This is a genomic window from Qipengyuania algicida, assembly GCF_009828025.1.
Classification (GTDB): Bacteria; Pseudomonadota; Alphaproteobacteria; order Sphingomonadales; family Sphingomonadaceae; genus Qipengyuania; species Qipengyuania algicida.
Genome location: NZ_WTYA01000002.1, coordinates 48,980 through 69,965, shown reverse-complemented (window position 1 = coordinate 69,965; position 20,986 = coordinate 48,980). Strand labels below are relative to the sequence as shown.

Sequence of the window (20,986 nt, the reverse complement as noted above, 5' to 3'; positions counted from 1 at the left end):
TCGCCCGCATTGCGAGGCTGTGCGCAGGCGAGATCATTTGTTAGGCGCTATGCGCAAACCAGACAGTTCGAGGATCAAAGTCATGTCCACCACTCAATTCCCCCTGCGCTCATGGTTGTTCGCACCCGGAGACAGCGAGAGGAAGATGGAGAAAGCTCTCGCCGGACCGGCGGACCGGGTGATCCTCGATCTGGAAGACGCAGTTGCGTTGGAGGCGAAGCCCCAAGCGCGCAGCATGGTGGCCGATTTCCTTGCTGCCAATGCTGACCAGCGCGGGCGGATCTGGGTCCGTGTAAACCCGCTAGATGGGGGAATGACTCAAGAAGATCTCGATGCGGTGATGCCCAAAGCTCCGGGTGGAATCATGCTGCCCAAGGCCGAAGGGGGTCACGATGTCGAGCGGCTCGATACCATGCTCACCAAGCTGGAGAAAAAGCACGGCATTGAGGCGGGCAGCACGCGGGTGATCGCGCTGGTGACCGAAACTGCGGCGGCGATGTTCACCACCGGCACCTATCGCAATGCTCCGCGGCTTGAGGGGATGACCTGGGGTGCGGAGGATCTGGCGGATGCGCTCGGCGCGCTCGGCAATACCGATAGTGAAGGGCGCTATCGTCCCGTGTTCGAACTCGCGCGTAGCCTGTGCCTCCTCGGCGCGGCGTCAGCAGGGGTCGCACCGATCGAGACGATCATGGGCGATTTCCGTGATCTCGACGGATTGAAGGCGCGCGCCGAGCAGGTCCGGCGCGACGGATTCCGCGGAATGCTGGCGATCCATCCCGCGCAGGTCGAGGTGATCAACGCTGCCTTCACGCCGAGCGAGGAAGAGCTTGCCGAAGCGCGCGAGATCGTTAGCCTGTTCGAGGCCAACCCCGGTGCCGGGGCAATCGGCTGGCGCAAGGGGATGCTCGACCGCCCGCACCTGTCCCGCGCACAACAGATCCTCGCCCAGATCGGCGAGTGACGCGCGCCGTCGTCAGGAGGCGCGAACCTGCGAGAGGAAATCCGCCACCTTGTGGTTGAGCATGGCGGCCTGATCTTCCAGCTCGGTCGCCGATGTCAGCACCTGGCTGGCGGCGGCTCCGGTGCTGCTCGACGCTTCGCGCACCTGGTCGACGTTCGAGGCAACCTCGTCGGAGCTTCGCGCCGCGAGGTCGATGGAACGCGCAAGGTCTTGCCCTGCGACAGACTGCTGATCGACCGCGCTGGCAATCGCCACGGCAGTCGTTTCCAGCTGCTTGATCTGGTCTCCGATGGAGCGCAACGCGTTCACGCTGGCGCCGGTAGAGTTCTGCATCTCGCGAATCTGCTCGGCAACCTGTTCGGTCGCGCGGCTGGTCTGTGCGGCGAGCTCCTTCACTTCAGAGGCGACGACGGCAAACCCGCGCCCGGCTTCGCCGCCGCGCGCGGCCTCGATCGAGGCATTGAGCGCCAGGAGGTTGGTGCGCTGCGCAATAGAGGAAATCAGTTCGACGATCTGTTCGATTTCGCTGGCCGAGCTTGCGAGCGTGGAGATCGTGTGGTCGGCCTGTGCGGCTGCATTGGTCGCATTTCGCGCAAGCTCGGCCGAATTGGTCGCCTGACGGCTGATCTCGCCAATCGACATGGCAAATTCGTCCGACGCAGCAGCGGCGGCGGTGACGCCCCCGGAAGCGCGATCCATCGATTGCGCAACCAGCGTGGTTTGCCGATGCGCCTGCTCTGCAGCAGAGGCCATGGCGCTGGCGGTCGAGCGTAGCTGGCTCGATGCCGAAGCCACGCCGCCGACGACTTCGCCGATCGAGGTTTCGAAGCTCGCCGCGAGCGACAGCAGCTCGTCCTGGCGCTGCTGGGCGGAATGCTTGCGCGCCTCGAACAATTCGTCGACCTTATGGGCAGCCTTGAGATTGAGCCTCAGCGCGCGTGCGAGATCACCGATCTCGTCCACTCGGTCCAGAGCAGGAACGGAAATATCGCGCTGGCCTTCACTAATTCGGGTCATCTCACGGACGATGCTGCGCAGCGGGCGAATCGTATCGCGGATCATTCGACGCGTTTCGAGAAAGCCGAAGAACAGGCCGAGACCCGCGACGATGATGACCAGAGGCGCCATGAAATGGATGGTCGCCGGCCAGATGAATCCGATCAGCGCAAGAATTGTCACCACGCTGAGTGCGAACATCGGCGTGCCCGAAGTCAGCAGAAGCTTGCGATCGACCGGCAAACGGTTGAACCATTTGGCCAGCCAGTAGCGTTCTTCGACGATGCTGGTCGGCTCTACCGCGAGCTGCGCGATTTCCTCGGTCAGGCTCTGAGCGACAATGGCCGTCGGCGCGTTCATGATTGCGGTGATCTCCTGTGTCTCAATGCAGGGTTCACCATATTCGGAGATGCTTGACACCGCGTTAAAGTGCGGCCCTGCGCGGTTGCGGTTCAGGCGATCTTTCGTTCCGGTTCGTCGAACAGTTCGGCTTGCGCGCTGCTATGCCCGAGGTAGATGGATGCCATGTCGAGCGGCCGGTTGAGATATTTGCCGATTTCCGCTGCGGGCATAGCCTTGAAATACAGCCATCCCTGGATCTGGTCGCAACCTGCCGCGCGAACCATCCTCGCCTGTTCCTCGGTTTCGACGCCTTCGGCCGTGACCTTCATACGCATCGCGCGCGCTACCGTGACGCTGGAGAGCATGACCGCGCGGCTGGCTTCGTCGGTTTCCGCCTCCTCGACCAGGCTCCGATCGATCTTGAGCTTTTCGAACCGGAACTGGCGCAGGAAGCCGAAGGAGGCAAAGCCGGTGCCGAAATCGTCCAGGACAACATTGACGCCGAAGTTGCGGATCATCGCCAGGCTGCGTTCTGCCACCACCGGATCAAGGACCAGGCAGGTCTCGGTGATTTCCAGTTCCAGCCGACCGGGATCGAAGCCTGTTTCCTCGAGAATCTGGCCCAGCTGGACAGGAAACTCCGCGTTGCGCAGCTGTGCGGCGGAAATGTTCACACTCAGCATGATCTCGTCCCACGCCAGCGCATCCATGCAGGCGCGCCGCAACACCCACAGGCCGATCGGGAGGATTAGCCCCGATTGCTCGGCCACCGGGACGAATACATCAGGTCCGATGGATTTGCCGTCCGGGCGATGCCAGCGCAGCAGTGCTTCCACGCACGCGACCCGGGCTGTATCGCAATCGACCAGCGGCTGGTAAAGCAGGGAAAACTGGTCGTGGACCAAAGCCTGCCGCAGATCCTCATCGATATCGCGGGTCTGCGCCCGGTTGGCGTCGAATTCGGCAGTGAACCAGGTGCACCGCCCCTTGCCGGCACGTTTGGAGGCATACATCGAGACATCGGCCCGTCGCAGCATTTCCGAAGCGCTGGCCGGTTTACCCGGGCTGCAACGGGACAGGCCGATGCTGGCACCTAGTGTCAGCGACAGATTGTATACCTGCAGGGGTCGCGACAGCCGCTCGATTACATTGCGGCACAGGCCTTCGAGCAAGGTGCCGGCAAGCTTGCCGGACATCAGTAGCGCAAATTCATCGCCACCCATCCGATAAAGCTTCGCCTCATCGCCTACCTGCGTGTTAAGGATCGCACTGCATCGGCGCAGCACCTCGTCACCGATCGCATGGCCGTGATGCTCGTTGACCATCAGAAAGCCATCAAGATCGACCAGAGCTACGGCAAGTTCTTCGTCGTTCGCTGCAAGCTCTTTGTAGTCGGCGTGGAACGATTCGCGACTACTCAGTCCGGTTAGGCCGTCGATCAGGCTAACCTGGTCAAGCTGCCGGATATGCGCTAACCCTCGCCGGATCGCGATCAGGGTAATGACACCGAATACGAGAACCCCTGCTACGACGTAATCGGACACGGCGCTGCGGTGACGCGCCATCATCAACATCGTTACGGTCGTCAGAAAGATGAAAAACAGCGACGCCGGAGGCGCAAATGCGGCCAGACGCCGGTATGAGCCGGTAGGGCGATGCTGAGTTATCATTTTGATTTTTCGTCTCATCAGCAGCTGACCGGTTGATTTTGTGTATCTACCGGCCGTCCGGCTAAGGAAAGGTAAAGTGATTATGCCCGTGCTCGCAGCGTGTAAGGCTGATCGATAAATTGGGTTGAAGTCACGTTCGTTGATTGCGGTCGATAAAGTGCAACGCCGCGACTGGCGCTGACGAATTGGTCGGTTTGGCCGACGACCGTTTCCCCGGCGCCAAGCACCAGCCGTCCATCGGGATTTATGGCGCCGCGCATCCGCGCGAATGCCTTGGCGCGTGTAGCCGGATCGAAATAAAGCAGCACGTTGCGGCACAGGATCAGGTCAAAACGGGCTGGAAGCGGAGGAGAATCGAGCAGATTGTGTTGCTGGAAACGCACGAGCGAGCGTATTGTCTCGCTCGCCTGCCAGCCGCCTTTGTGCTCGGTAAAGTAGTCGAGCATTTGCGCAACGCTTATGCCACGCTGGATTTCGAACTGGGAGTAATGCCCGGTTCGCGCCGCGCTGATCGCCTTGGCCGAAATGTCCGTGCCAAGGATTGAAATTCGCCAGCCGTTCCACTGGGACGCCTGCTCGGCGAACAGCATGGCCAGCGACAGCGCCTCCTGACCGGTGGAGCAACCTGCGCACCAGATTGCGATCTGGCGGGTGGCTGCATTGGCACGCGCGAGTTCGGGCAGCACGTCGTTCTCCAGTGCGGCGAAGGAGGCCTGATCGCGAAAGAAGTAGGTTTCGTGGTTGAGCAGGGCTTCGACCACCTCTCCCGCGAGCCGATGCTCGGCGGGATTGTCAAGCAGGCAAACCAGCTGATCGACGTTCGAAATGCCGCGCTCCCGGAATACACCAGCCAATGCGGACGGCACCCGCCACATCCGACCCTCAGTCAGCGTTTGCCCGGTGCGCGCCTCGAGCAGGTCGGCAATCACCCGATAGGCTGGATCGTTTGCAGTCACCAATTGCCGCCCGCCATGACCGCCACTTTCGCGGCCAGGCCTTCCGGCGGGAGAACAGCATGAGCCAGGCCGCTTTCGGCGACCATCCGGGGCATTCCCCAGACCGCGCTGGAGGCTTCATCCTGCGCCAGAACCGCGCCGCCAGCCTGCGCCAGATGCCGGGCGCCTTCGCTGCCATCCCTGCCCATGCCCGATAACAGAATTGCCGCGACATGGCCGTCATAAGCGTCGGCTGCGCTGGCGAACATCGGGTCGACCGACGGGCGGCAGCCGCTCGGAACATCGTGGAACGCCAGTCCGATAACCACCCGACCAGCCTGCTTGCGCAAAATCATGTGGCCATGTCCCGGCGCGATCAGGATTTCTCCGCGTTCGACGATGACACCCTCGTCGGCAAGCCTTGCCTTGCGTCCTGACGCCATTTCCATCTGATTGGCGAACACCGGGATGAAGCTTTCCGGCAAATGCTGGGTTATGAGCAGCGGCAGGTCGAACTGGCGCGGCAGCTTGCGTAGGAACAGGTTGAGCGCGTGGATACCGCCGGTCGATGCGCCGATTGCGACGGCCCTGGGCTTCAGCGGTGTACCCGGCGCAGGCGCGCTTGCTTCCGGTGTTGCACCGATTACTTCGGCCTGCTTGCCGCCGAGTGCCCGGATTCTGCTGAGCAGGTTTTGCTTGTAATCCTCGTCGAACCCTCCGGGACGCGGCTTCAGCATCGTGTCGGCGGCGCCGATTTGCAGTGCCGTCAATGTCGCTTCGGCGCCATCGGCGGTCAGTGAGGAAACGACCAGCACCTGCGCCTTGCCTGCGGTTTCGAGCAGCTTGGGCAGCGCTTCGATGCCGCCCATCCCCGGCATCTCCAGATCGAGCAGGATCACGTCCACCGCGACCGCACGCAGCGTCATCAGCGCCTGTTCGGCAGTTCCGGCCTGGGCGACGACCTCCAGATCGCCTTCCCGGTCGATCATGCGCGAAAAAACAGTCCGCACCGTGAGCGAATCGTCGATCAGCATGACCCGGGTCGTTTCCGGTCCGCTGGTGTTGCTGGATAAATCGGTGGTGCCGGTCGTGAACTGATCCCGGCGTAATGCCGCTGTCATGGTGCCTGTCCTCAGGCCATGCCAACGAGCTGCAGCTTGATCTGCAATGTCTCGTGGTCGAAGGGCTTCATGACGTATTCGTCCGCACCAGCGTCGATCGCCTCGCGAATGTGGGCGACATCGTTCTCGGTCGTGCAGAACACCACCTTGGGTTTTTGCCCGCCTTCGCGCTGGCGCAACTGGGTGATGAACTCGATACCGGTCATCACCGGCATGTTCCAGTCGAGCAGGACCACCTCGGGCATCTCCTCTGCGCACCGATCCAAGCCTTGCTGGCCGTTTTCAGCTTCGCGCACGGAAAAGCCAAGGGTTTCGAGAATATGCCGCGAAACCTTGCGGATCACCCGCGAATCGTCGACAACGAGACAGGTCTTCATGTTGCTGGCGCCCCTACAAAATCAATTTCTGTATCCGTTTACAGGGAAGCGGTAACTTTTCGCTTAAGCGGCTTGTGCGAGTTGCCCGCCAATGAGACGCTCGACATCGAGAACCAGTGCCGGGCCTTCCACCGTCTCCACCATCCCCGTCGCCGCATTCTGCCAGCCTTCGCCAAAGCCACCCGGAACCGGCTCGGGAGCCGACATCGCCTCAGCCACGTCATGGGCTTCGTCGAGCAGCAAAGCGTAGGAATGGCCGTTGAGTTCGACCACTGCGGCACGAAGTCCGATGATCTCTTCGCTTGGCTCGAAGCCGAGCACCGACCGGCAATCGATCAGCGTCAACGCTTGACTGCGTAAAGCGGTCAGGCCGGGGATATGGCGCGGTGCTCCCGGAACCGGCGTGAAGGCTTCGATCTCGATGACCGAGCGTACTTCCGAAGCCGCAATCGCCGCCTTGCGTCCGGCGATCATGCATAGGAGCAATAGCTGGTTCATGCCGCTCGCTCCGTTCTTGCGCGGGCGAGGGCGTTCAACAACGCTTCTCGATCGTACAGGTAAACGCTCCCGTCATGGTCCGGACCGACCGGTTCAGACGAAACCCGGATAGTGGTGCGCGCCGATTGGCTCGCTGAGGCAGGGTTCTCGCTCAATAGGATCGCCAGATCGGCCTGGGTGCAGCGGTCGTGTTCGATGGCATAGCCTGCCTCGATCAACAGCGGTTGGAGGATATTGCGGCTCCATTCGTCATCGTCGGGCAAGTGACAGGTCAACAAACCGGCCGTTTGCGTGGAGCCAAGGCGCTCGGCAAACAACTGGCGCGCGTCGATCAGCGTCACCGGCTTGCCATCTATGAGCGCCACGCCCTCAATGCTGGGATCGCCATCGCTTGGAGCAATTTCGCCGGTCACCCAGCTGGCGTCGATAACTTCCCTGACGACATAGGCGAGTTCGTCCTGTCCATCGCTCAAGCGCAGCAGGCGACATCGCTTCTCCGGCAGGGGACCGCAAAGATGCCCGGCCAGTGGGAAGATCCGTCCATTAATCACCACTTGCGCACGCGCGCCCTCGATATCGATGGCCTCGCGCGCGACAGTATCGATCCTGCGTACCAGCGCCAGGCGCGCGGCGCGGCGGCGCCCGTCGAGCCCGGCAAACAAAATCACCGGGACGCCCGTCGCCTGACCGCGGGATGCGGCGCTTTCATCCGGCGCGGCTCGGCTGCGAATTTCGCTCGAGAAGCCGTGGGTGGCCGCAATGCTCGGGATGTCGAGCAACATCATCGGACGTCCGTCGTCGAGCAAGGTGGTGCCAGCGTAAAGCCTTGTCTGCATCAACGCGGGTGCGAGAGGCTTGACGACGACATCTTCATGATCGTGCACCCGGTCGACGGCCAGAGCCAATATCTCGTCGCTCGCCAGGCGGATCAGTACCAGCGTCCTATCGCTTTGATCCGCGTTTTCCCCGGGCGCGGACCCGAGTACGTCGTTGAGTTCGATGCAGGGAACGCGGCTGTTCCGGAAGGTCAGCAGCTTACGAGCACCGGCGTCGGCGTAGTCGACGCCGGCGCTCGATGCGAACATCACTTCCTCTACGTAGCTACGTGGAATGGCATAGCGCAGGCCCCCCGATTCAACCGTCAGGGCCGAAATGATCGACAGCGTCAGCGGCAGCTGGAGGTACAACACCGTGCCTTCGCCGGGCGTGCTTGAGATGTCGATTGTGCCGCCAACCTTCTCGATATTGGCGCGCACCACATCCATGCCTACGCCGCGACCGGAAACCTTGCTGATTTCCTCCGCCGTGGAGAGGCCCGGTTCGAATATGAGCGACTGCTTTTCGCGCTCGCCCATGAGACCCAGCTCATCAGAACTGCGCAGCCCACTGGCGAGTGCCTTGGCGGCGATCCGGTCGATGTCGATGCCGCGTCCGTCGTCGCTGATGACGAGGGTGATCTGGTTACCCGACTGGCGCGCAGCGAAGCGCAACAGCCCGATTTCCCGCTTGCCGGATTTGAGCCGGGCGGCAGGATCCTCGATCCCATGGTCGATCGCGTTACGGATGATATGGGTCAGCGGGTCGCGAATGATTTCCACCATTTCGCGATCGAGTTCGACGTCGCCCCCCTCGCAATCGACCATCACCAGCTTACCGAGTTCGGTCGAAAGGTCGCGGACGAGCCGCGGGAGCGACGCGAACAAATGCTCGAGCCGCTGCATCCGCATCCTGCTGATCGAATTGCGGACATCGGCAAGAATTGCAGACAGCCGCTCGAAGGAGCTTTGCAGGGCGGGATCGTCGCTTTGTTCGCGCAGGCGCCGCGAAAGGTCGTTGCGCGCAAGCACCATGTCCGACACGCCCTTCATCACCTCGTCGAGCAAGCCAACCGGGAGGCGGATCGAACGCTGCGCGGCGGCACGTCCCGGCTTGTCGCCGCCGGAAGCGGCAGTGTCCTTGGAAGTCGCCGCAGGGGCCGGCTCAATCCCGATGACCGGATCTTGGGACAGCGCGGAGACAAGCCCATCGTCGTTTCCCGCGGCCAGATCTTCACCAGCCTCGATCGCCTCGACCATCTCGCCGATCCGATCGATGATCGCCAGTACGGCGCTGACCAGAGCGCTGTCTGGTTCGCGTCGCCCGGCACGACAATCGGCCAGCGTATCCTCTGCGGCATGGCTCAGTCGCTCGAGCCGGGGGAAGTCGAAAAACCCGCAATTGCCCTTGACCGTGTGCACGAAGCGGAAAATCGTATCGAGGCGCGCGCGATCGGAGGGATCGGCTTCCCAGGCCACGATTTCGCTGGCGCTGGCCTCCAGCATGTCTCTTGTTTCGGCGATAAAATCCGCCAGCAGATCATCCATTGCGTGCGCGTCCCCACGTTCCTCGCGAGCCTCTATGCGCATTTTTGGTTAATGATTGGTGTGGGACGGCTTGCGCGCGGCTACAATGCGTGCCTGCTTGCCATACTGCGCAGCTGCGTGCGATACTGGCTGTGAACGAGAGAATATGGAGAGAGCGATGGCGACCCAGGCCAAACATGCCAACCTCAATTACGAATGCAGCGAAGCCGAATGGAAGGCGCGGCTCGATCTGGCGGCATGCTATCGCATTTTCGACCACCTTGGTTGGGGGGAATCGATTTACAACCACATCTCAGTCAAGGTGCCGGATGAGAAGGATACCTTCCTGATCAACCCCTTCGGCTTGCTGTATGACGAGGTGACGGCGTCGAACCTTGTGAAGATCGACGTGGAGGGCAACAATGTCGGCGGCTCACCCTATATGGTGAACAAGGCCGGTTTCACCCAGCATGCCTATTTCCACCAGCATCTGGGGGATCGCGCGGCGGCCATCTGCCATGTCCATACGACCGAGACGATGGCTGTGTGCAGCCACAAGGACGGCCTTCTTCCGATCAATTTCTACGCCTGCAATTTTCAGGGCCAGATCGGATATCACGACTTCGAAGGTGTTACGGTTCGGGCAGAAGAAGGCGAGCGGCTGGTGCAGAACCTGGGCAATCATCGCATCCTCATGCTGCGCAATCACGGCCCGGTAGTGATGGGGCGTACGATCCCGGAAATGTTCGTCCAGATTTGGGCGCTCCAGCGCGCCTGCGAGATCCAGGTGGCGACACTTGCCATGGGCGAACCGATGCTGGTCGGTCAGGATGTGGTCGACGTCCACCAGCGTGACCTGTCGGTGATGAGCAGCCAGGGCGGGGCAGGTGTGTTCGACTTCGAGGCGTGGAAGCGCAAGATCACCCGGATCGACGACAGCTGGCAGAGCTGAGCATTCGCTCGAAGCAATAGCAAACAGGGTTCGGCAACATAATGGCGCGCATGACGGTCAACGACAGGCCGGTCGAATTCCTGCTCGACGGCGACACACCCCTGCTCTGGGCGTTGCGCGATGCCGCCAATCTGACCGGCACCAAATATGGTTGCGGCGTGGGTGATTGCGGGGCGTGTATGGTGCACGTCGATGGCGAGGTGCTGCGGTCCTGCCTTGTCACCATTGCCGAGGCGGAGGGGCGCGTCGTCACCACGATTGAGGGGCTCAGTGCCGACCGTACCCATCCAGTGCAGCAGGCGATGGTGGCCGAACAGGCGATCCAGTGCGGTTTCTGCACCCCCGGCATCGTGATGGCTGCCGCCGCCCTCCTCAAGAGCAATTCAGCGCCGAGCGAGGGAGAGATCAAGGCGGCGATCCGCAATCTGTGCCGCTGTGGGGTCCAGCCGCGGCTGGTGCGAGCGATAGAGCGGGCGGGGCGTGTCGCGCGGCGGGTCGAGACCATCAGCGCGGCGCCTGCACCCGGCATCAGTAGCAGGGACGCCAAGAGTTCGGTCCCGGCATTCGGCAATTCCAATGACAAGGACCAATCACGATGAAGGCAACGATCTGGCACAATCCCAAATGCGGCACTTCGCGCAAGACGCTGGCGCTGCTGGAGGAGCGCGACGGGGTCGAGGTCGAAGTGGTCGAATATTTGAAAAATCCGCCCAGTCGCGAGAAGCTGGCGCAGCTGTATCGCGATGCCGGGATGACGCCGAACGAAGGGCTGCGCCTGCGCGGAACCGACGCCGAGGAGCGCGGCCTGCCTGCCGCCGCTGCCGATCAGGTGCTCGACGCGATGGTCGCCGAACCGATCCTGATCGAACGCCCGCTGGTCGAAACCGACAAGGGTGTGCGGCTGTGTCGTCCGCAGGAGCGGGTCGAGGAAATCCTGTAGCGGCCTTCAGTCGTCCTCCGCCGGCATGGCCTGGAACGCCGCGTCGCTATGGAGCGTGCGCGATCCCCAGACCAGCACCACGCAGCAAAGCGCCGCGATCATGCCGAAGGCGACCCATTCGTAATGGTCGTAGAACCACACGCCCAGCGCTGGGGCGAGGATGTATGCAGTGCCGTTGATCGAGGTGACGATGCCGCCGACCTGCCCCTGCTCGGCCTTGGTGACGGCGAGGCTCGACCCGGCGTTAAATCCGGGACGGAACAGGCCAAAGCCGAGCGAGGTGAAAGCAAAAGCCAGCGCGATCGTGTGCAAATCGTGCGAAAATGCCAGCCCGATGGTGCCACACAGCGCCACGGTCATTCCCGACAGCACAGATACCCGTGGGCCAAGGTTGAGGTTGGGGATCAATCCCCATTGCGCGAGCAAGGTGGCAATCGCGCCACACATCAGCACCAGTCCTACCGGTCCCGCGCCCGCTGTCGGAGTTGCACGCAGGCCCAGCCGGTCGAGGATGAAGAAGCCGGCGATCCCGAGCAGGGCCGCCTGCGCATGGCCGCCGGCGACGCCCGCAACGAGCCAGGGGCGGAGCCGTGCGTCGCGCCAGCTAAGACGTTGGCACGGGGGCGTTGGATCCGGTGTTCCGTCCGGACGGTCCGGGCTGTCGTCCTCTTGGCGGAAGGAATTGCTTGCACTGGCGCTGAATGGAGCGCCCGCGACCGACCCGCGCGCAGCGTAGCTCGGATTGTCGTTGGGCAGTTGCAGGCGCAGTGCAACCAGCACGACCACACCAATAAGCGCAAAGATGAAGAACGGTCCGGCGAGGCCTGCCAGCGGGAAGATCATCATCGGCGCCAGCGCCGGGCCGACGACAGTGCCGAGGCCGAAACTGGAGGTGATGATCGCCAGCATCTTGGTCCGTTGGGCGCGCGGAGTGCGACTGGCGACATAGGCTTGCACCGCAGGCGGGGCGGCGGAACCGAAACCGCCATAGAGGCTGCGCGCGGCGGCGAACATCAACAGCGTTGCCGTGGCCGAGAATAGCCCGTCGAGCCCCGCCAGCAGAATCGAACCGCAGATGCCGAAGGAGAAGATGAAGCCAAGCAGCCCGACCGCCATCATCGCCTTGCGTCCGCGATGGTCGGATCGTCTCGCCCAGAGCGGCGCGCAGATCACCCACAGCAATGCCGACCACGTATAGGCCAGGCTGATCCAGACGTCGGCCACGCCCAGCTCCGTGCCGATCGAGGGCATGACCGATTGCATTGCCGTATTGCCCGCCGCCGTGGTCAGCATGACCGCGAACAGCAGCACCATGCGTCCGCGCGAAATCGTGCTCGCTGCGGGCACGCTGGCGGCTACGGGAGGGCTCTGGGCAGGTTCGGCCATGGCAAATCTCCGCTAGAATGAGCCGCGCCCCCTTGCAATGCCGCCGACAGACTGTAGTCAGCACGCTTCCAGTTTGCAGGGACAAGCAATTGAATAGCAATCAAGGGGCACGAGCGTTGGGTCGCCGACGCCGCAAAGGCAAGCAGACGGGCTATCTCGCGCAATGGGGCGTGTTTTTCCGCGGCTTCCTCGAGCAGCCCAAGATGGTCGGTTCGATCATTCCGTCATCGCGCTACACGATCGAGAAGATGCTCGCCCCGGTCCGCTGGGACGAATGCGAGCTTTTCGTGGAATACGGTCCGGGTGTCGGCACATTCTGCGGCCCGGTGCTGGAAAAGCTGCGCCGTGATGGCGCGCTGATCGTGATTGATACCAATCCGCTCTACATCGACTATCTCAAGCGCACATATGCCGACAGCCGTTTCCACGCGGTGCTTGGCTCGGCCGAAGATGTCGAGGCGATCGTTGCTGCGCATGGGTACGAGAAGGCCGACTATGTTCTTTCCGGACTGCCGTTCTCGACCTTGCCCGATGGCGTCGGCCCGGCGATTGCGGCGGCTACACACCGGGTGATCCGTCCCGGCGGTGCCTTCCTGGTCTATCAGTTCACCGCACGCGCACGCGATTTCATGGCGCGCCACTTCACCCATATCGATGCCGGGTACGAATGGCGCAACGTCCTGCCGTGCAAACTGTTCTGGGGCTGGAAGAAAGCCACCGACTGAATTTTAGGCCCCGCCTGGGAGCAACCCCTCCGACTTCAGTGGGATACTGGCTTCAGCCCTGGACTCGTTCGATAGCAGGTATCCTCGGGGAAGTGAGACTGCCTGAAGGGCGTGAAGTCTCACCTCCCCGAGGATACCTGCTATGGGCTACAGCAAGGGTTGCCACACGACCTTTCATCATCGCTATCATCTCGTATGGGCACCGAAATATCGGTTCAAAGTGCTGCATGGCGAAGTTCGCCTGCGCGTGCGCGAGAGCATCAAGCAGGTTTGCGATGAAATGGATGTGACCATCATCAATGGCGCACTGTCACGCGACCACGTTCACATGTTCGTCGAGATCCCGCCACATGTCTCGGTCAGCGATTTCGTGCGCCGCGCCAAAGGGCGTTCGTCGCGCAAGTTCAAGCAGGAGTTCGAACACATCCGCAGGCGCTACTGGGGGCAGAGGTTCTGGGGTAGGGGCTACTTCTCAACCACAGCGGGCAATATCACCGAAGACGTGGTCATGGCCTATCTCGACCGCCATATCGCCAAGAATGGCTTCAGCCCCTCCGCCTGATCCTACCCGCCTACGGCCGGTCAGTCATTCAGGCGGGTGAATCGCCGCCTTCCCGATCAATCGTAATCGGGCCAGGGGTTAGGCCCGCGCTTCAACAGCTGGAAGATCGCAGCGAGGCTGGCATTGAGCACGATCCAGAATGCTGCGCTGGTCAATCCTTCGAGGATCGCCCCACCAACCAGTGCCGGGGTGGGCCCAAGCAGGGCGAGCGGGAGGCCGATGCCCTGCACGAACACCCAGCTTATCACCAGGAAAGCAATGCCCAGCAGCACGTAGTAAAGCAGCAGCTTCATACCGTTGCCCTCGGTTAGCTGCCATGATTCCTGCAATGTGCGAAACGGATTGGCGACTTTGTCGACCGCAATCACCGGCGCGAACAGCGAAAGCCGGGTAGCGATATAGATGATCACCGGCAGCATGATGAGGAAGAGCACTCGCGTAACCGCAAGCGATCCGGTGAGCCCGCCCAGCAGCGCGCTGGTCAGCGACGCCAGTGACAGGATGATGGCAAACAGGATCACCGCCCCGATGGTCGGGAGTAGATAGATGCCCGTGCGCCGCATGGCTGCGGCCACGGTCGGGCGGGAACGATCTCCGAACAGGGCCAGCATGGCCACGATTCCCGCCGCCTGAAGCACCAGCAGGAGCAGGTTTTGCCACCAGTATTGCTGGGAATAGGCGTTGAACACCGCCATTGCCTGTTCGGACGAGGTTGCCTGCGCCAGCGCCTTTTCGACTGGCGGGACGAACAGGCGGAAGGTCACGCGCGGCAGGAAATAGAAGATTCCGGCGATCACCAGCATCAACTCGCGGTTGGCCATCATCAGCCGGACCGAGCGGTCCCATACCGCATTGAGATCGAGTTTCGTCGCTGCCATTATCTTCCCTCGCCGCGGCATTTCATGCCGATTGCCTCTTGATAAGCGCGCCCAGTGCTCCCACGCAATCGTGGATGTCGATGCCCTCCCCGAAAACTCCCGAGTTGCGACAGGCGAGCGCGCCCGTTCCCTATGCGCAGGCGCTCACGGAAATGGAAGCGCGTAACCGCGCGATTGCCGACGGAACGGCAGAGGAACTCGTGTGGCTGCTGGAGCATCCCCCTGTTTATACCGCCGGGACCAGCGCGGCAGCGGATGAACTGCTTGATCCGCGATTCGAAGTGTTCGAGGCGGGGCGGGGCGGGCGTTATACCTATCACGGTCCGGGCCAGCGGATCGGGTACATCCTGCTCAACCTTGGGGAGCGCGGGCGCGACGTGCGCTGCTTCGTCCACTCGCTCGAAGGCTGGGTGATCGCAACGCTTGCCGATCTCGGCCTGGAAAGCTGGCGCGCCGAAGGGCGCGTGGGGATCTGGACGAAGGATATCGACGGGCGCGAAGCCAAGATCGGTGCGATCGGTGTGCGTGTGCGTCGCTGGGTCACGATGCATGGTTTTTCGGTCAATCTTGCGCCCGACCTCAGCCATTTCACCGGCATCGTGCCATGCGGGATCGAGGAATTCGGGATTACGAGCCTGGAGCGGCTCGGCATAGGGCTTGCGCCGGAGGCTTTCGATAAGGCATTGCTTGCCCGGCTCGACGATTTTCTCGCGAGCCTTGAAGGAAAGGCCTGTTCGTTGCCATGATGATGCGCTCGCTCGTGTTAGCTGCCGTCTGCATCGTGCTTTCCGGATGCGGCCAGAAGGCGCAGCAGAGGACCGATAATCGCGCGGCCGAGGGTCAGGTTCTGGGCGGGACGATCAGCGATTCCATGCTGCCGCTCGCAACAGTGACCTCGACATCGCCGCCGGATCGCCAAGGCGACGAGGGCAGTTCGGCACCGAGTGCGGCGCCGACGCCAGTTCCGACCCCGGAAGCGTCAGCAGCGCCCTCCGACAGTCCAGCTGCGGCAGAATCTGCGCCCAAGCAGAGCTCGTCCAAGCCACCGGCATCGGATTCCGACGACCCACAATAGATCGAGTACAGATCGACCGGCGAGGCAGCAGCTCATCTCGATCTGCTGAACCGACGCGTATGTCAGCCGGGATCATGGACTGCGCATCAAATTTTTGAACGATAACGCCTTTCGCGACTATGGTTAACGACGGGAGACGAATGTCTTCGTGGGCTGCCTGCTTCGAAGCGGTGTGCGGAGGAGGAAAGGGAAGACCCATGATTACATCGAGACTGAAACTACCATCCTTGCCGAAAATGGCCGTGGCTGCCGCACTGATGGTCGGAGCATCCGTTCCCGCTAGCGCTGCGACATATGTGGCGAACTTTACCACGCTCAACAACAGTGGCGTTTTCGGTTCGGCATTGCTCGACTTCAACCAGACCACCGATGAGTTGAAAGTCACCTTCAATGTGTCGGGGCTGGAGCCGGGCGTGACACACGTCGCGCACATCCACGGCCTGTTCAACAATGGTGGGCAGGCGAAGAATTCGACGACGCCGACCATGGCGTAGGACACCGACGGTGATGGCTTTATCGAGCTGGCCGAAGGCAAGACGAGCTATGGCGATATCATCCTGCCGCTAGGGGACATTGGCTCTTCTGCATCGGGCACGTCGAATTACACGGCCACTTTCAACCTCGGCGATTCGTCCGTGTTCGCGAATGGCTTTGACGCACAGGACCTGATGCCGTTCCAGCTGCGCGAAATCGTGATCCACGGCCTGACCGTACCTGCAGGTCCGGGTGCGGGGACGTCCGGCGAAGTTCATGGCACCAACGGCTTCCTCGCCGTTCTTCCGGTTGCCTCGGGTGAAATTCATCCCGGTGGCGGAATGAGCGCAGTTCCCGAACCAGCGACCTGGGCGCTGTTGATTACCGGCTTCTTTGGAGTTGGCGGACTGGTTCGCTCGCGCAAGAAAGTTCGCAGGAAACTTGCCTATGTGAGCTGATTGCCAGTCAATCGGACAAACAAGAGCCCGGATGCCACAGCGGCATCCGGGCTCTTTTGTCATGGTCTATCGGTAATTGGCTATTCTGCCGCTTCGGCTTCCTGCAATGTGGTATAGTCAATATATCCCGCCGCTCCGGGAAGATACCAGCTCTGGGGCACGTTGACATTCGGCGCCAGTTCGGCGCCTTGCGCAAATCGTGCGGGCAAATCGGGGTTGGAGATGAAGTCGCGCCCGAAGCTCACCGCATCGCATCGCCCGGCTTCGATATCGGCTACGGCCTCCTCCGGTGTGTAATCTGAATTCAATACCAGCGGACCTGAATAGATTGTGCGGATCAGCGGGCTCTGCTTGGGCACATCGGTTGATCCGAAAGTGCCTTCCGGGCCCGGCTCGCGCAGTTCGAGGAAGGCGAGGCCGAGTTCCTCGACCACCTTGGCCGCCGCACCGAATGTCGCGGGTGGGTTGCTGTCGTCACACCCTTGCGTCTCGCCATTGGGTGACAGGCGTACGCCGACGCGGTCCGCGCCCCATACGCCAACCAGCCCCTCGAGCACTTCGCGCAGGAAGCGGGTGCGGTTTTCCGGGCTGCCGCCATAGCGGTCCTCGCGCAGATTGGTGCCATCGCGCAGGAACTGGTCGACCAGATAGCCATTCGCGCCATGCAATTGCACGCCGTCGAAACCGGCCTTCTTTGCATTCTCGGCGGCATGGACATAGTCGCCCACGACGCGCGCCACTTCCTCGGTCTCGAGCGCGCGCGCCTCGACGTAATCGAGGCGACCTTCGGGCGTGTGTGCCTGCCCCGGTGCGGTGGTGGCGCTGGCCGAAACGGGTTTCTCGCCGCCCAGGAACACAGGATGGACGATCCGGCCCATGTGCCACATCTGCAAGACGATCTGGCCGCCTTCCTCGTGGACGGCCTTCGTCACCTGCTGCCAGCCTTCGACCTGTTCATCGCTCCACACGCCGGGTGCGGCGGGCCAGCCGAGCCCTTCGACGCTGATCCCGGTCGCCTCGCTGATAATCAGTCCGGCGCTGGCGCGCTGGCGGTAATAGGTCGCCATCATCTCGTTGGGCACGCTGCCGGGCAGCGTTGCGCGACCACGCGTCAGCGGGGCCATTAATATGCGGTTCTTCGCCGCGATCTTGCCGAGGGTGAGGGGTTTGAACAAAGTGTCGTGCATCGAGTGCCGTCCTTTTCGCTGGCTCTTTTATGGCTGAGAGCTAGGGGCCGATCATGGCAATCGCAACCACAGCCCGCGAGGAGAAAATCTACGCCCCCGGTGCGTGGCACTTTGTCGCCCTGCTCGCAGGCAATGCCGCGCTGGCGTTCGGGCCGCTGCTGGTACGGCTGTCGGACACCGGCCCGGTCGCCGCCGGGTTCTGGCGCCTTCTGCTTCCCTTGCCATTGTTCGTGGCGCTGGCGTGGCGCGAAGGGCTGTTCGCACGGCTTGATCGCCGGGTAGCACTGCTGGTGTTGGGGGCGGGCGTGTTCTTTGCCTGCGATCTGGCGAGCTGGCATATCGGGATTGAGCGCACCAAGCTCGCCAATGCGACGCTGTTCGGCAATTCGGGCAGCCTGATCCTGATGGTCTGGGGCATCGTCGCGCTGCGGCGCTGGCCACGAGCGGGTGAGGCGCTGGCAATGCTGTGCGCGGTGGCGGGCGCGCTGATCCTGATGGGGCGCAGTCTAGAGATTTCGGAGCGGACCTTTGCGGGCGACCTTTTCTGCCTGCTCGCCGGGCTGTTCTACGCCTGTTACCTGATCCCGGCTCAACGCGCGCGAGAGGCGCTGAGGCAGTGGAGCGTTCTGGCGCTGGTCTGCGCCGCCGGTTCACCGATCCTTCTGGGCACTGCGATTGCCATGGGTGAGCCGGTGTGGCCCGGCCCCGCCGGATTTGCTCCATTGATCGGTCTGGCGCTGTGCAGCCAGGTGATCGGGCAGGGGCTGCTGGTGTTCTCGCTCAAGCATTTCCCGCCGCTGATCGTGGGCATGGCGCTGCTGACTCAGCCTGCGCTTGCCGCGCTTATCGGCTGGGTCGCCTTTCGCGAAGGGCTGGGCTGGCCCGATGTCGCCGGTATGGCGCTGGTCGGCGGGGCGCTCGTGCTTTCGCGCGTGCAGACCCGCCGCCGTGAAGGCAGGCGCGCCGCCTAGGGCGCGGTCTTGTTACCGTCAATTAACACCCGGTCGAGATAGGCGTGGATCAACGCGGCCCGCACCGCGTCTTCGCTGTGATCGCCGCCGACCGAATGCCCACCGAACCGATATTCGTGGAAGAACACCGGATCGCCGTCCGCCATCAGCTTGGCGGCGAATTTGCGCGCATGGCCGGGATGGACCCGGTCATCTTCGGTCGAGGAATACAGGAAAACCGGCGGGTATTTCACGTCCTTGCGGATATTCTGATAGGGCGAATATTTGCGCATGAAAGCCCAGTCCGCCGGCACATCGGGATTGCCGTATTCGGCCATCCATGATGCGCCCGCCAGAAGATGCGAATAGCGTTTCATGTCGAGCAACGGAGAACCGATGATCGCCGCGCCGAACAGGTCCGGGCGCTCGGTCACGGCAACGCCCGCCATCAGGCCGCCGTTGGAACGGCCTGATACGGCGATCTTGCCCTTGGTCGTCAGTCCGCGCGAGATCAGATCCTGCGCCACCGCGTAAAGATCATCATAGGCCTTCTGGCGGTTCTGACGCAGCGCTGCATCATGCCAGCGCGGCCCATATTCGCCGCCGCCGCGGATATTCGCCAGGACATAGGTCTGCCCCTGCTGGACCCACCACATTGCAACCGGCCCCGCCCGGTAAGGTTCTGTGGTGAGATAGCTGGGCAATTGGGGCAGATCGAACCCGCCATAGGCATGGATTAGCGCCGCACCCGGCTTGGGCGCACCAGCCTTGCGGACCATGAAGTAGGGGATTTTCGTGCCATCCTTCGAGGTAGCGAAATGCTGTTCGACCTTCATTCCCGTGGCATCGAATTGCGCGGGCAACGATTGCAGCACCTTCGCACTGCCGTTGGCGGAAACGGCATAAAGCGTCGGCGGCGTCAGGAAGCTTTGCACGGTGGCAAAGATCGTGTCCGATTTCTTGTCCGCGGTATCGAGATCGATGGTTGCGTTCCCGGGCAGCTGCGCAACATGCTGCGTCCAGCCGCCATTGCCGTCTGCCGTCAGCTTGAGCAGCTTGCCCGCAACATTGTCGAGCAGGTTGATCCAGATCGCATGGTCGGTCGTGGCGATCGATTTGACCGCCTGCGTGTTGCTGGGTGCGAACACCACCTTGGGCGCGTCCGCCTTGCCCGCCAGCACATCGGCGATGTTCCAGCCGACGATCGATCCTGCCGGAATATCGCCCAGCGGCTTTTTCAGCGAAACGATCAGCCGCCCGTCCTGCACGCCGCTGAGGTTGGCGGTTTCGGGAATCGGTGTCTTGACGAAATTGCCATCGGCACCCTCGATCCAGTTTTCGCCGGTGTAGAAGGTGATGCCGCGGTTGATGAAGTGATAGGCGGTGCCGTCATTGTCGACGATGGTGAGTGGCGTGACCGAAACGTCGGTGGTCTTGCCCTCCATCACCGTTTTCGCATCGGCCAGCGGCGTGCCGCGCTTCCACCGCTTGACCACGCGCGGATAGCCCGAGGTGGTCATCGATCCGGCACCCCAGTCGGTCCCGATCAGCAGCGTGTCGGCATTTTCCCAGGTCGAATTGCTTTTGGCCAGCGGGATGGTGAAACCGTCCTTGACGAAGCTCTTCGTCGACCGGTCCCATTCGCGCACGATGTCCGCGTCCGAACCGCCCGGGCTCAGCGCAACGAGGCAGCGATTGTCCGCCGGAGGCAGGCAGTCGGCCCCGTGCCAGACCCATTTCTGGCCCTCCTGCTTGGACAGCGCGTCGAGATCGATCAGCGTTTGCCATTCAGGCTTACCCGCTTCGAACGAGGCAAGGTCCGCCTCGCGCCACAATCCATGGGTGTGGCCTGTGTCCTGCCACAGATTGGTAACCGACTGGCCGAGCACCTGCGCGGGCGTGGCGATCTGGGCGGGATCGTTCATGATCTTGAGCGCTTGCTCGCGATCCTTTTCATATTGCGGGTTCGCCGTCAGCGCTTTCATCGTCTTCGCATTCCACGCATCGACCGCGGCCAACGCGCGCTTGCCGTGGATATTCTCCAGCCAGAGATAGGGATCGGCCGATTGCGCGGTGGCGGCCATCGCCAGCGGAGCTGCCAGGGCAATGCCTGCGACTGCGAGAATGCGGGTGGATTTGAATTTCATTGTGCGA

22 protein-coding genes are annotated in these 20,986 nt (G+C 62.3%); 11 read left to right on the top strand and 11 right to left on the bottom strand.

All coding sequences use genetic code 11. The annotated features are described in order from the left end of the window. Positions 1-82: 82 nt before the first annotated feature. On the top strand, positions 83-964 hold the full coding sequence (locus GRI58_RS02735) for an HpcH/HpaI aldolase/citrate lyase family protein (RefSeq protein ID WP_160752043.1): 882 nt from the start codon (positions 83-85) through the stop codon (positions 962-964). 12 nt (positions 965-976) lie between these two features. Here GRI58_RS02735 and GRI58_RS02730 read toward each other — a convergent pair whose 3' ends face one another. The 7 genes from GRI58_RS02730 to GRI58_RS02700 form a co-directional block, all read right to left on the bottom strand. After that, entirely contained in the window at positions 977-2,320 is a 1,344-nt protein-coding gene (locus GRI58_RS02730) for a methyl-accepting chemotaxis protein (protein WP_160752042.1), read from the bottom strand. 92 nt (positions 2,321-2,412) lie between these two features. Continuing rightward, the gene (locus GRI58_RS02725) at positions 2,413-3,972 is read right to left on the bottom strand and encodes a putative bifunctional diguanylate cyclase/phosphodiesterase (protein ID WP_237452054.1); all 1,560 of its coding nucleotides are present in this window, start codon (positions 3,970-3,972) and stop codon (positions 2,413-2,415) included. Positions 3,973-4,052: 80 nt separating this feature from the next. After that, positions 4,053-4,928, bottom strand: coding sequence for a CheR family methyltransferase (locus GRI58_RS02720; protein ID WP_337190866.1), 876 nt, complete (start codon positions 4,926-4,928; stop codon positions 4,053-4,055). After that, a complete protein-coding gene (cheB, locus tag GRI58_RS02715) occupies positions 4,925-6,028 on the bottom strand; it encodes a chemotaxis-specific protein-glutamate methyltransferase CheB (RefSeq protein WP_237452053.1) in 1,104 nt (367 codons plus the stop codon). The genes GRI58_RS02720 and cheB overlap by 4 nt, the downstream gene beginning before the upstream one ends. Positions 6,029-6,039: 11 nt before the next feature. Then, positions 6,040-6,405: a response regulator gene (locus GRI58_RS02710; RefSeq protein ID WP_160752041.1), complete on the bottom strand. Its 366-nt coding sequence runs from the start codon at positions 6,403-6,405 to the stop codon at positions 6,040-6,042. Between the two features lie 63 nt (positions 6,406-6,468). Continuing rightward, positions 6,469-6,903, bottom strand: a complete 435-nt coding sequence (locus GRI58_RS02705) for a chemotaxis protein CheW (RefSeq protein ID WP_160752040.1) — start codon at positions 6,901-6,903, stop codon at positions 6,469-6,471. Then, the gene (locus tag GRI58_RS02700) at positions 6,900-9,266 is read right to left on the bottom strand and encodes a chemotaxis protein CheA (protein WP_160752039.1); all 2,367 of its coding nucleotides are present in this window, start codon (positions 9,264-9,266) and stop codon (positions 6,900-6,902) included. Before GRI58_RS02700 ends, GRI58_RS02705 begins: the two co-directional genes overlap by 4 nt. 157 nt (positions 9,267-9,423) lie before the next feature. On the opposite strand from GRI58_RS02700, the gene GRI58_RS02695 reads away from it, so the two are divergent. The 3 genes from GRI58_RS02695 to arsC are packed head-to-tail and all read left to right on the top strand — an operon-like array spanning position 9,424 to position 11,137. Continuing rightward, positions 9,424-10,197 (top strand): class II aldolase/adducin family protein, encoded by a 774-nt coding sequence (locus GRI58_RS02695; protein WP_160752038.1) that lies wholly within the window; start codon positions 9,424-9,426, stop codon positions 10,195-10,197. A 41-nt stretch (positions 10,198-10,238) separates the two neighbouring features. After that, positions 10,239-10,796 carry a (2Fe-2S)-binding protein gene (locus tag GRI58_RS02690; RefSeq protein WP_160752037.1) on the top strand — a complete coding sequence of 186 codons (558 nt, stop codon included), beginning with the start codon at positions 10,239-10,241 and terminating at the stop codon, positions 10,794-10,796. Then, positions 10,793-11,137, top strand: coding sequence for an arsenate reductase (glutaredoxin) (gene arsC, locus GRI58_RS02685; RefSeq protein ID WP_160752036.1), 345 nt, complete (start codon positions 10,793-10,795; stop codon positions 11,135-11,137). Before GRI58_RS02690 ends, arsC begins: the two co-directional genes overlap by 4 nt. A gap of 6 nt (positions 11,138-11,143) precedes the next feature. Here the strand turns inward: arsC and GRI58_RS02680 are convergent, their stop codons facing one another. Next, entirely contained in the window at positions 11,144-12,523 is a 1,380-nt protein-coding gene (locus tag GRI58_RS02680) for an MFS transporter (protein ID WP_237452052.1), read from the bottom strand. 116 nt (positions 12,524-12,639) lie between these two features. Here GRI58_RS02680 and GRI58_RS02675 point away from each other — a divergent pair, with 116 nt between their 5' ends. Both GRI58_RS02675 and tnpA read left to right on the top strand, forming a co-directional pair. Further along, entirely contained in the window at positions 12,640-13,248 is a 609-nt protein-coding gene (locus GRI58_RS02675; protein ID WP_160752035.1) for a class I SAM-dependent methyltransferase, read from the top strand. Between the two features lie 142 nt (positions 13,249-13,390). Beyond that, positions 13,391-13,810, top strand: coding sequence for an IS200/IS605 family transposase (gene tnpA / locus GRI58_RS02670; RefSeq protein WP_160752034.1), 420 nt, complete (start codon positions 13,391-13,393; stop codon positions 13,808-13,810). A 56-nt stretch (positions 13,811-13,866) separates the two neighbouring features. Here tnpA and GRI58_RS02665 read toward each other — a convergent pair whose 3' ends face one another. After that, positions 13,867-14,688 (bottom strand): glycerophosphoryl diester phosphodiesterase membrane domain-containing protein, encoded by an 822-nt coding sequence (locus tag GRI58_RS02665; RefSeq protein WP_160752033.1) that lies wholly within the window; start codon positions 14,686-14,688, stop codon positions 13,867-13,869. An 80-nt stretch (positions 14,689-14,768) separates the two neighbouring features. On the opposite strand from GRI58_RS02665, the gene lipB reads away from it, so the two are divergent. The 4 genes from lipB (at position 14,769) to GRI58_RS15835 (ending at position 16,695) form a co-directional block, all read left to right on the top strand. Continuing rightward, positions 14,769-15,434 carry a lipoyl(octanoyl) transferase LipB gene (gene lipB, locus GRI58_RS02660; RefSeq protein ID WP_419957023.1) on the top strand — a complete coding sequence of 222 codons (666 nt, stop codon included), beginning with the start codon at positions 14,769-14,771 and terminating at the stop codon, positions 15,432-15,434. After that, the gene (locus GRI58_RS02655; RefSeq protein WP_237452051.1) at positions 15,431-15,763 is read left to right on the top strand and encodes a hypothetical protein; all 333 of its coding nucleotides are present in this window, start codon (positions 15,431-15,433) and stop codon (positions 15,761-15,763) included. Before lipB ends, GRI58_RS02655 begins: the two co-directional genes overlap by 4 nt. Before the next feature lie 197 nt (positions 15,764-15,960). Continuing rightward, complete coding sequence (locus tag GRI58_RS02650) at positions 15,961-16,257, top strand: CHRD domain-containing protein (protein WP_160752031.1); 297 nt, start codon at positions 15,961-15,963, stop codon at positions 16,255-16,257. A 141-nt stretch (positions 16,258-16,398) separates the two neighbouring features. Then, the gene (locus tag GRI58_RS15835; RefSeq protein ID WP_160752030.1) at positions 16,399-16,695 is read left to right on the top strand and encodes a PEPxxWA-CTERM sorting domain-containing protein; all 297 of its coding nucleotides are present in this window, start codon (positions 16,399-16,401) and stop codon (positions 16,693-16,695) included. A gap of 80 nt (positions 16,696-16,775) precedes the next feature. Here the strand turns inward: GRI58_RS15835 and GRI58_RS02640 are convergent, their stop codons facing one another. Next, positions 16,776-17,882 (bottom strand): alkene reductase, encoded by a 1,107-nt coding sequence (locus GRI58_RS02640; protein WP_160752029.1) that lies wholly within the window; start codon positions 17,880-17,882, stop codon positions 16,776-16,778. A 53-nt stretch (positions 17,883-17,935) separates the two neighbouring features. Here GRI58_RS02640 and GRI58_RS02635 point away from each other — a divergent pair, with 53 nt between their 5' ends. Beyond that, positions 17,936-18,853, top strand: a complete 918-nt coding sequence (locus GRI58_RS02635) for a DMT family transporter (RefSeq protein WP_160752028.1) — start codon at positions 17,936-17,938, stop codon at positions 18,851-18,853. Here the strand turns inward: GRI58_RS02635 and GRI58_RS02630 are convergent. Continuing rightward, complete coding sequence (locus tag GRI58_RS02630) at positions 18,850-20,979, bottom strand: prolyl oligopeptidase family serine peptidase (protein ID WP_160752027.1); 2,130 nt, start codon at positions 20,977-20,979, stop codon at positions 18,850-18,852. The two genes, GRI58_RS02635 and GRI58_RS02630, sit on opposite strands and share 4 nt — an antisense overlap. Between the last annotated feature and the right edge of the window lie 7 nt (positions 20,980-20,986).

Bases quoted from the DNA above. Each gene is read 5' to 3' on its own strand.
- GRI58_RS02630 (WP_160752027.1), bottom strand. From the start codon at position 20,979: ATGAAATTCAAATCCACCCGCATTCTCGCAGTCGCAGGCATTGCCCTG.
- GRI58_RS02655 (WP_237452051.1), top strand. From the start codon at position 15,431: ATGATGATGCGCTCGCTCGTGTTAGCTGCCGTCTGCATCGTGCTTTCC.
- GRI58_RS02725 (WP_237452054.1), bottom strand. From the start codon at position 3,972: ATGATAACTCAGCATCGCCCTACCGGCTCATACCGGCGTCTGGCCGCA.
- GRI58_RS02700 (WP_160752039.1), bottom strand. From the start codon at position 9,266: ATGGATGATCTGCTGGCGGATTTTATCGCCGAAACAAGAGACATGCTG.
- GRI58_RS02635 (WP_160752028.1), top strand. From the start codon at position 17,936: ATGGCAATCGCAACCACAGCCCGCGAGGAGAAAATCTACGCCCCCGGT.
- GRI58_RS02705 (WP_160752040.1), bottom strand. From the start codon at position 6,903: ATGAACCAGCTATTGCTCCTATGCATGATCGCCGGACGCAAGGCGGCG.
- GRI58_RS02690 (WP_160752037.1), top strand. From the start codon at position 10,239: ATGGCGCGCATGACGGTCAACGACAGGCCGGTCGAATTCCTGCTCGAC.
- GRI58_RS02710 (WP_160752041.1), bottom strand. From the start codon at position 6,405: ATGAAGACCTGTCTCGTTGTCGACGATTCGCGGGTGATCCGCAAGGTT.
- GRI58_RS02680 (WP_237452052.1), bottom strand. From the start codon at position 12,523: ATGGCCGAACCTGCCCAGAGCCCTCCCGTAGCCGCCAGCGTGCCCGCA.
- cheB (WP_237452053.1), bottom strand. From the start codon at position 6,028: ATGACAGCGGCATTACGCCGGGATCAGTTCACGACCGGCACCACCGAT.
- GRI58_RS02730 (WP_160752042.1), bottom strand. From the start codon at position 2,320: ATGAACGCGCCGACGGCCATTGTCGCTCAGAGCCTGACCGAGGAAATC.
- arsC (WP_160752036.1), top strand. From the start codon at position 10,793: ATGAAGGCAACGATCTGGCACAATCCCAAATGCGGCACTTCGCGCAAG.
- GRI58_RS02695 (WP_160752038.1), top strand. From the start codon at position 9,424: ATGGCGACCCAGGCCAAACATGCCAACCTCAATTACGAATGCAGCGAA.
- tnpA (WP_160752034.1), top strand. From the start codon at position 13,391: ATGGGCTACAGCAAGGGTTGCCACACGACCTTTCATCATCGCTATCAT.
- GRI58_RS02665 (WP_160752033.1), bottom strand. From the start codon at position 14,688: ATGGCAGCGACGAAACTCGATCTCAATGCGGTATGGGACCGCTCGGTC.
- GRI58_RS02640 (WP_160752029.1), bottom strand. From the start codon at position 17,882: ATGCACGACACTTTGTTCAAACCCCTCACCCTCGGCAAGATCGCGGCG.
- lipB (WP_419957023.1), top strand. From the start codon at position 14,769: ATGCCCTCCCCGAAAACTCCCGAGTTGCGACAGGCGAGCGCGCCCGTT.
- GRI58_RS02650 (WP_160752031.1), top strand. From the start codon at position 15,961: ATGATTACATCGAGACTGAAACTACCATCCTTGCCGAAAATGGCCGTG.
- GRI58_RS02735 (WP_160752043.1), top strand. From the start codon at position 83: ATGTCCACCACTCAATTCCCCCTGCGCTCATGGTTGTTCGCACCCGGA.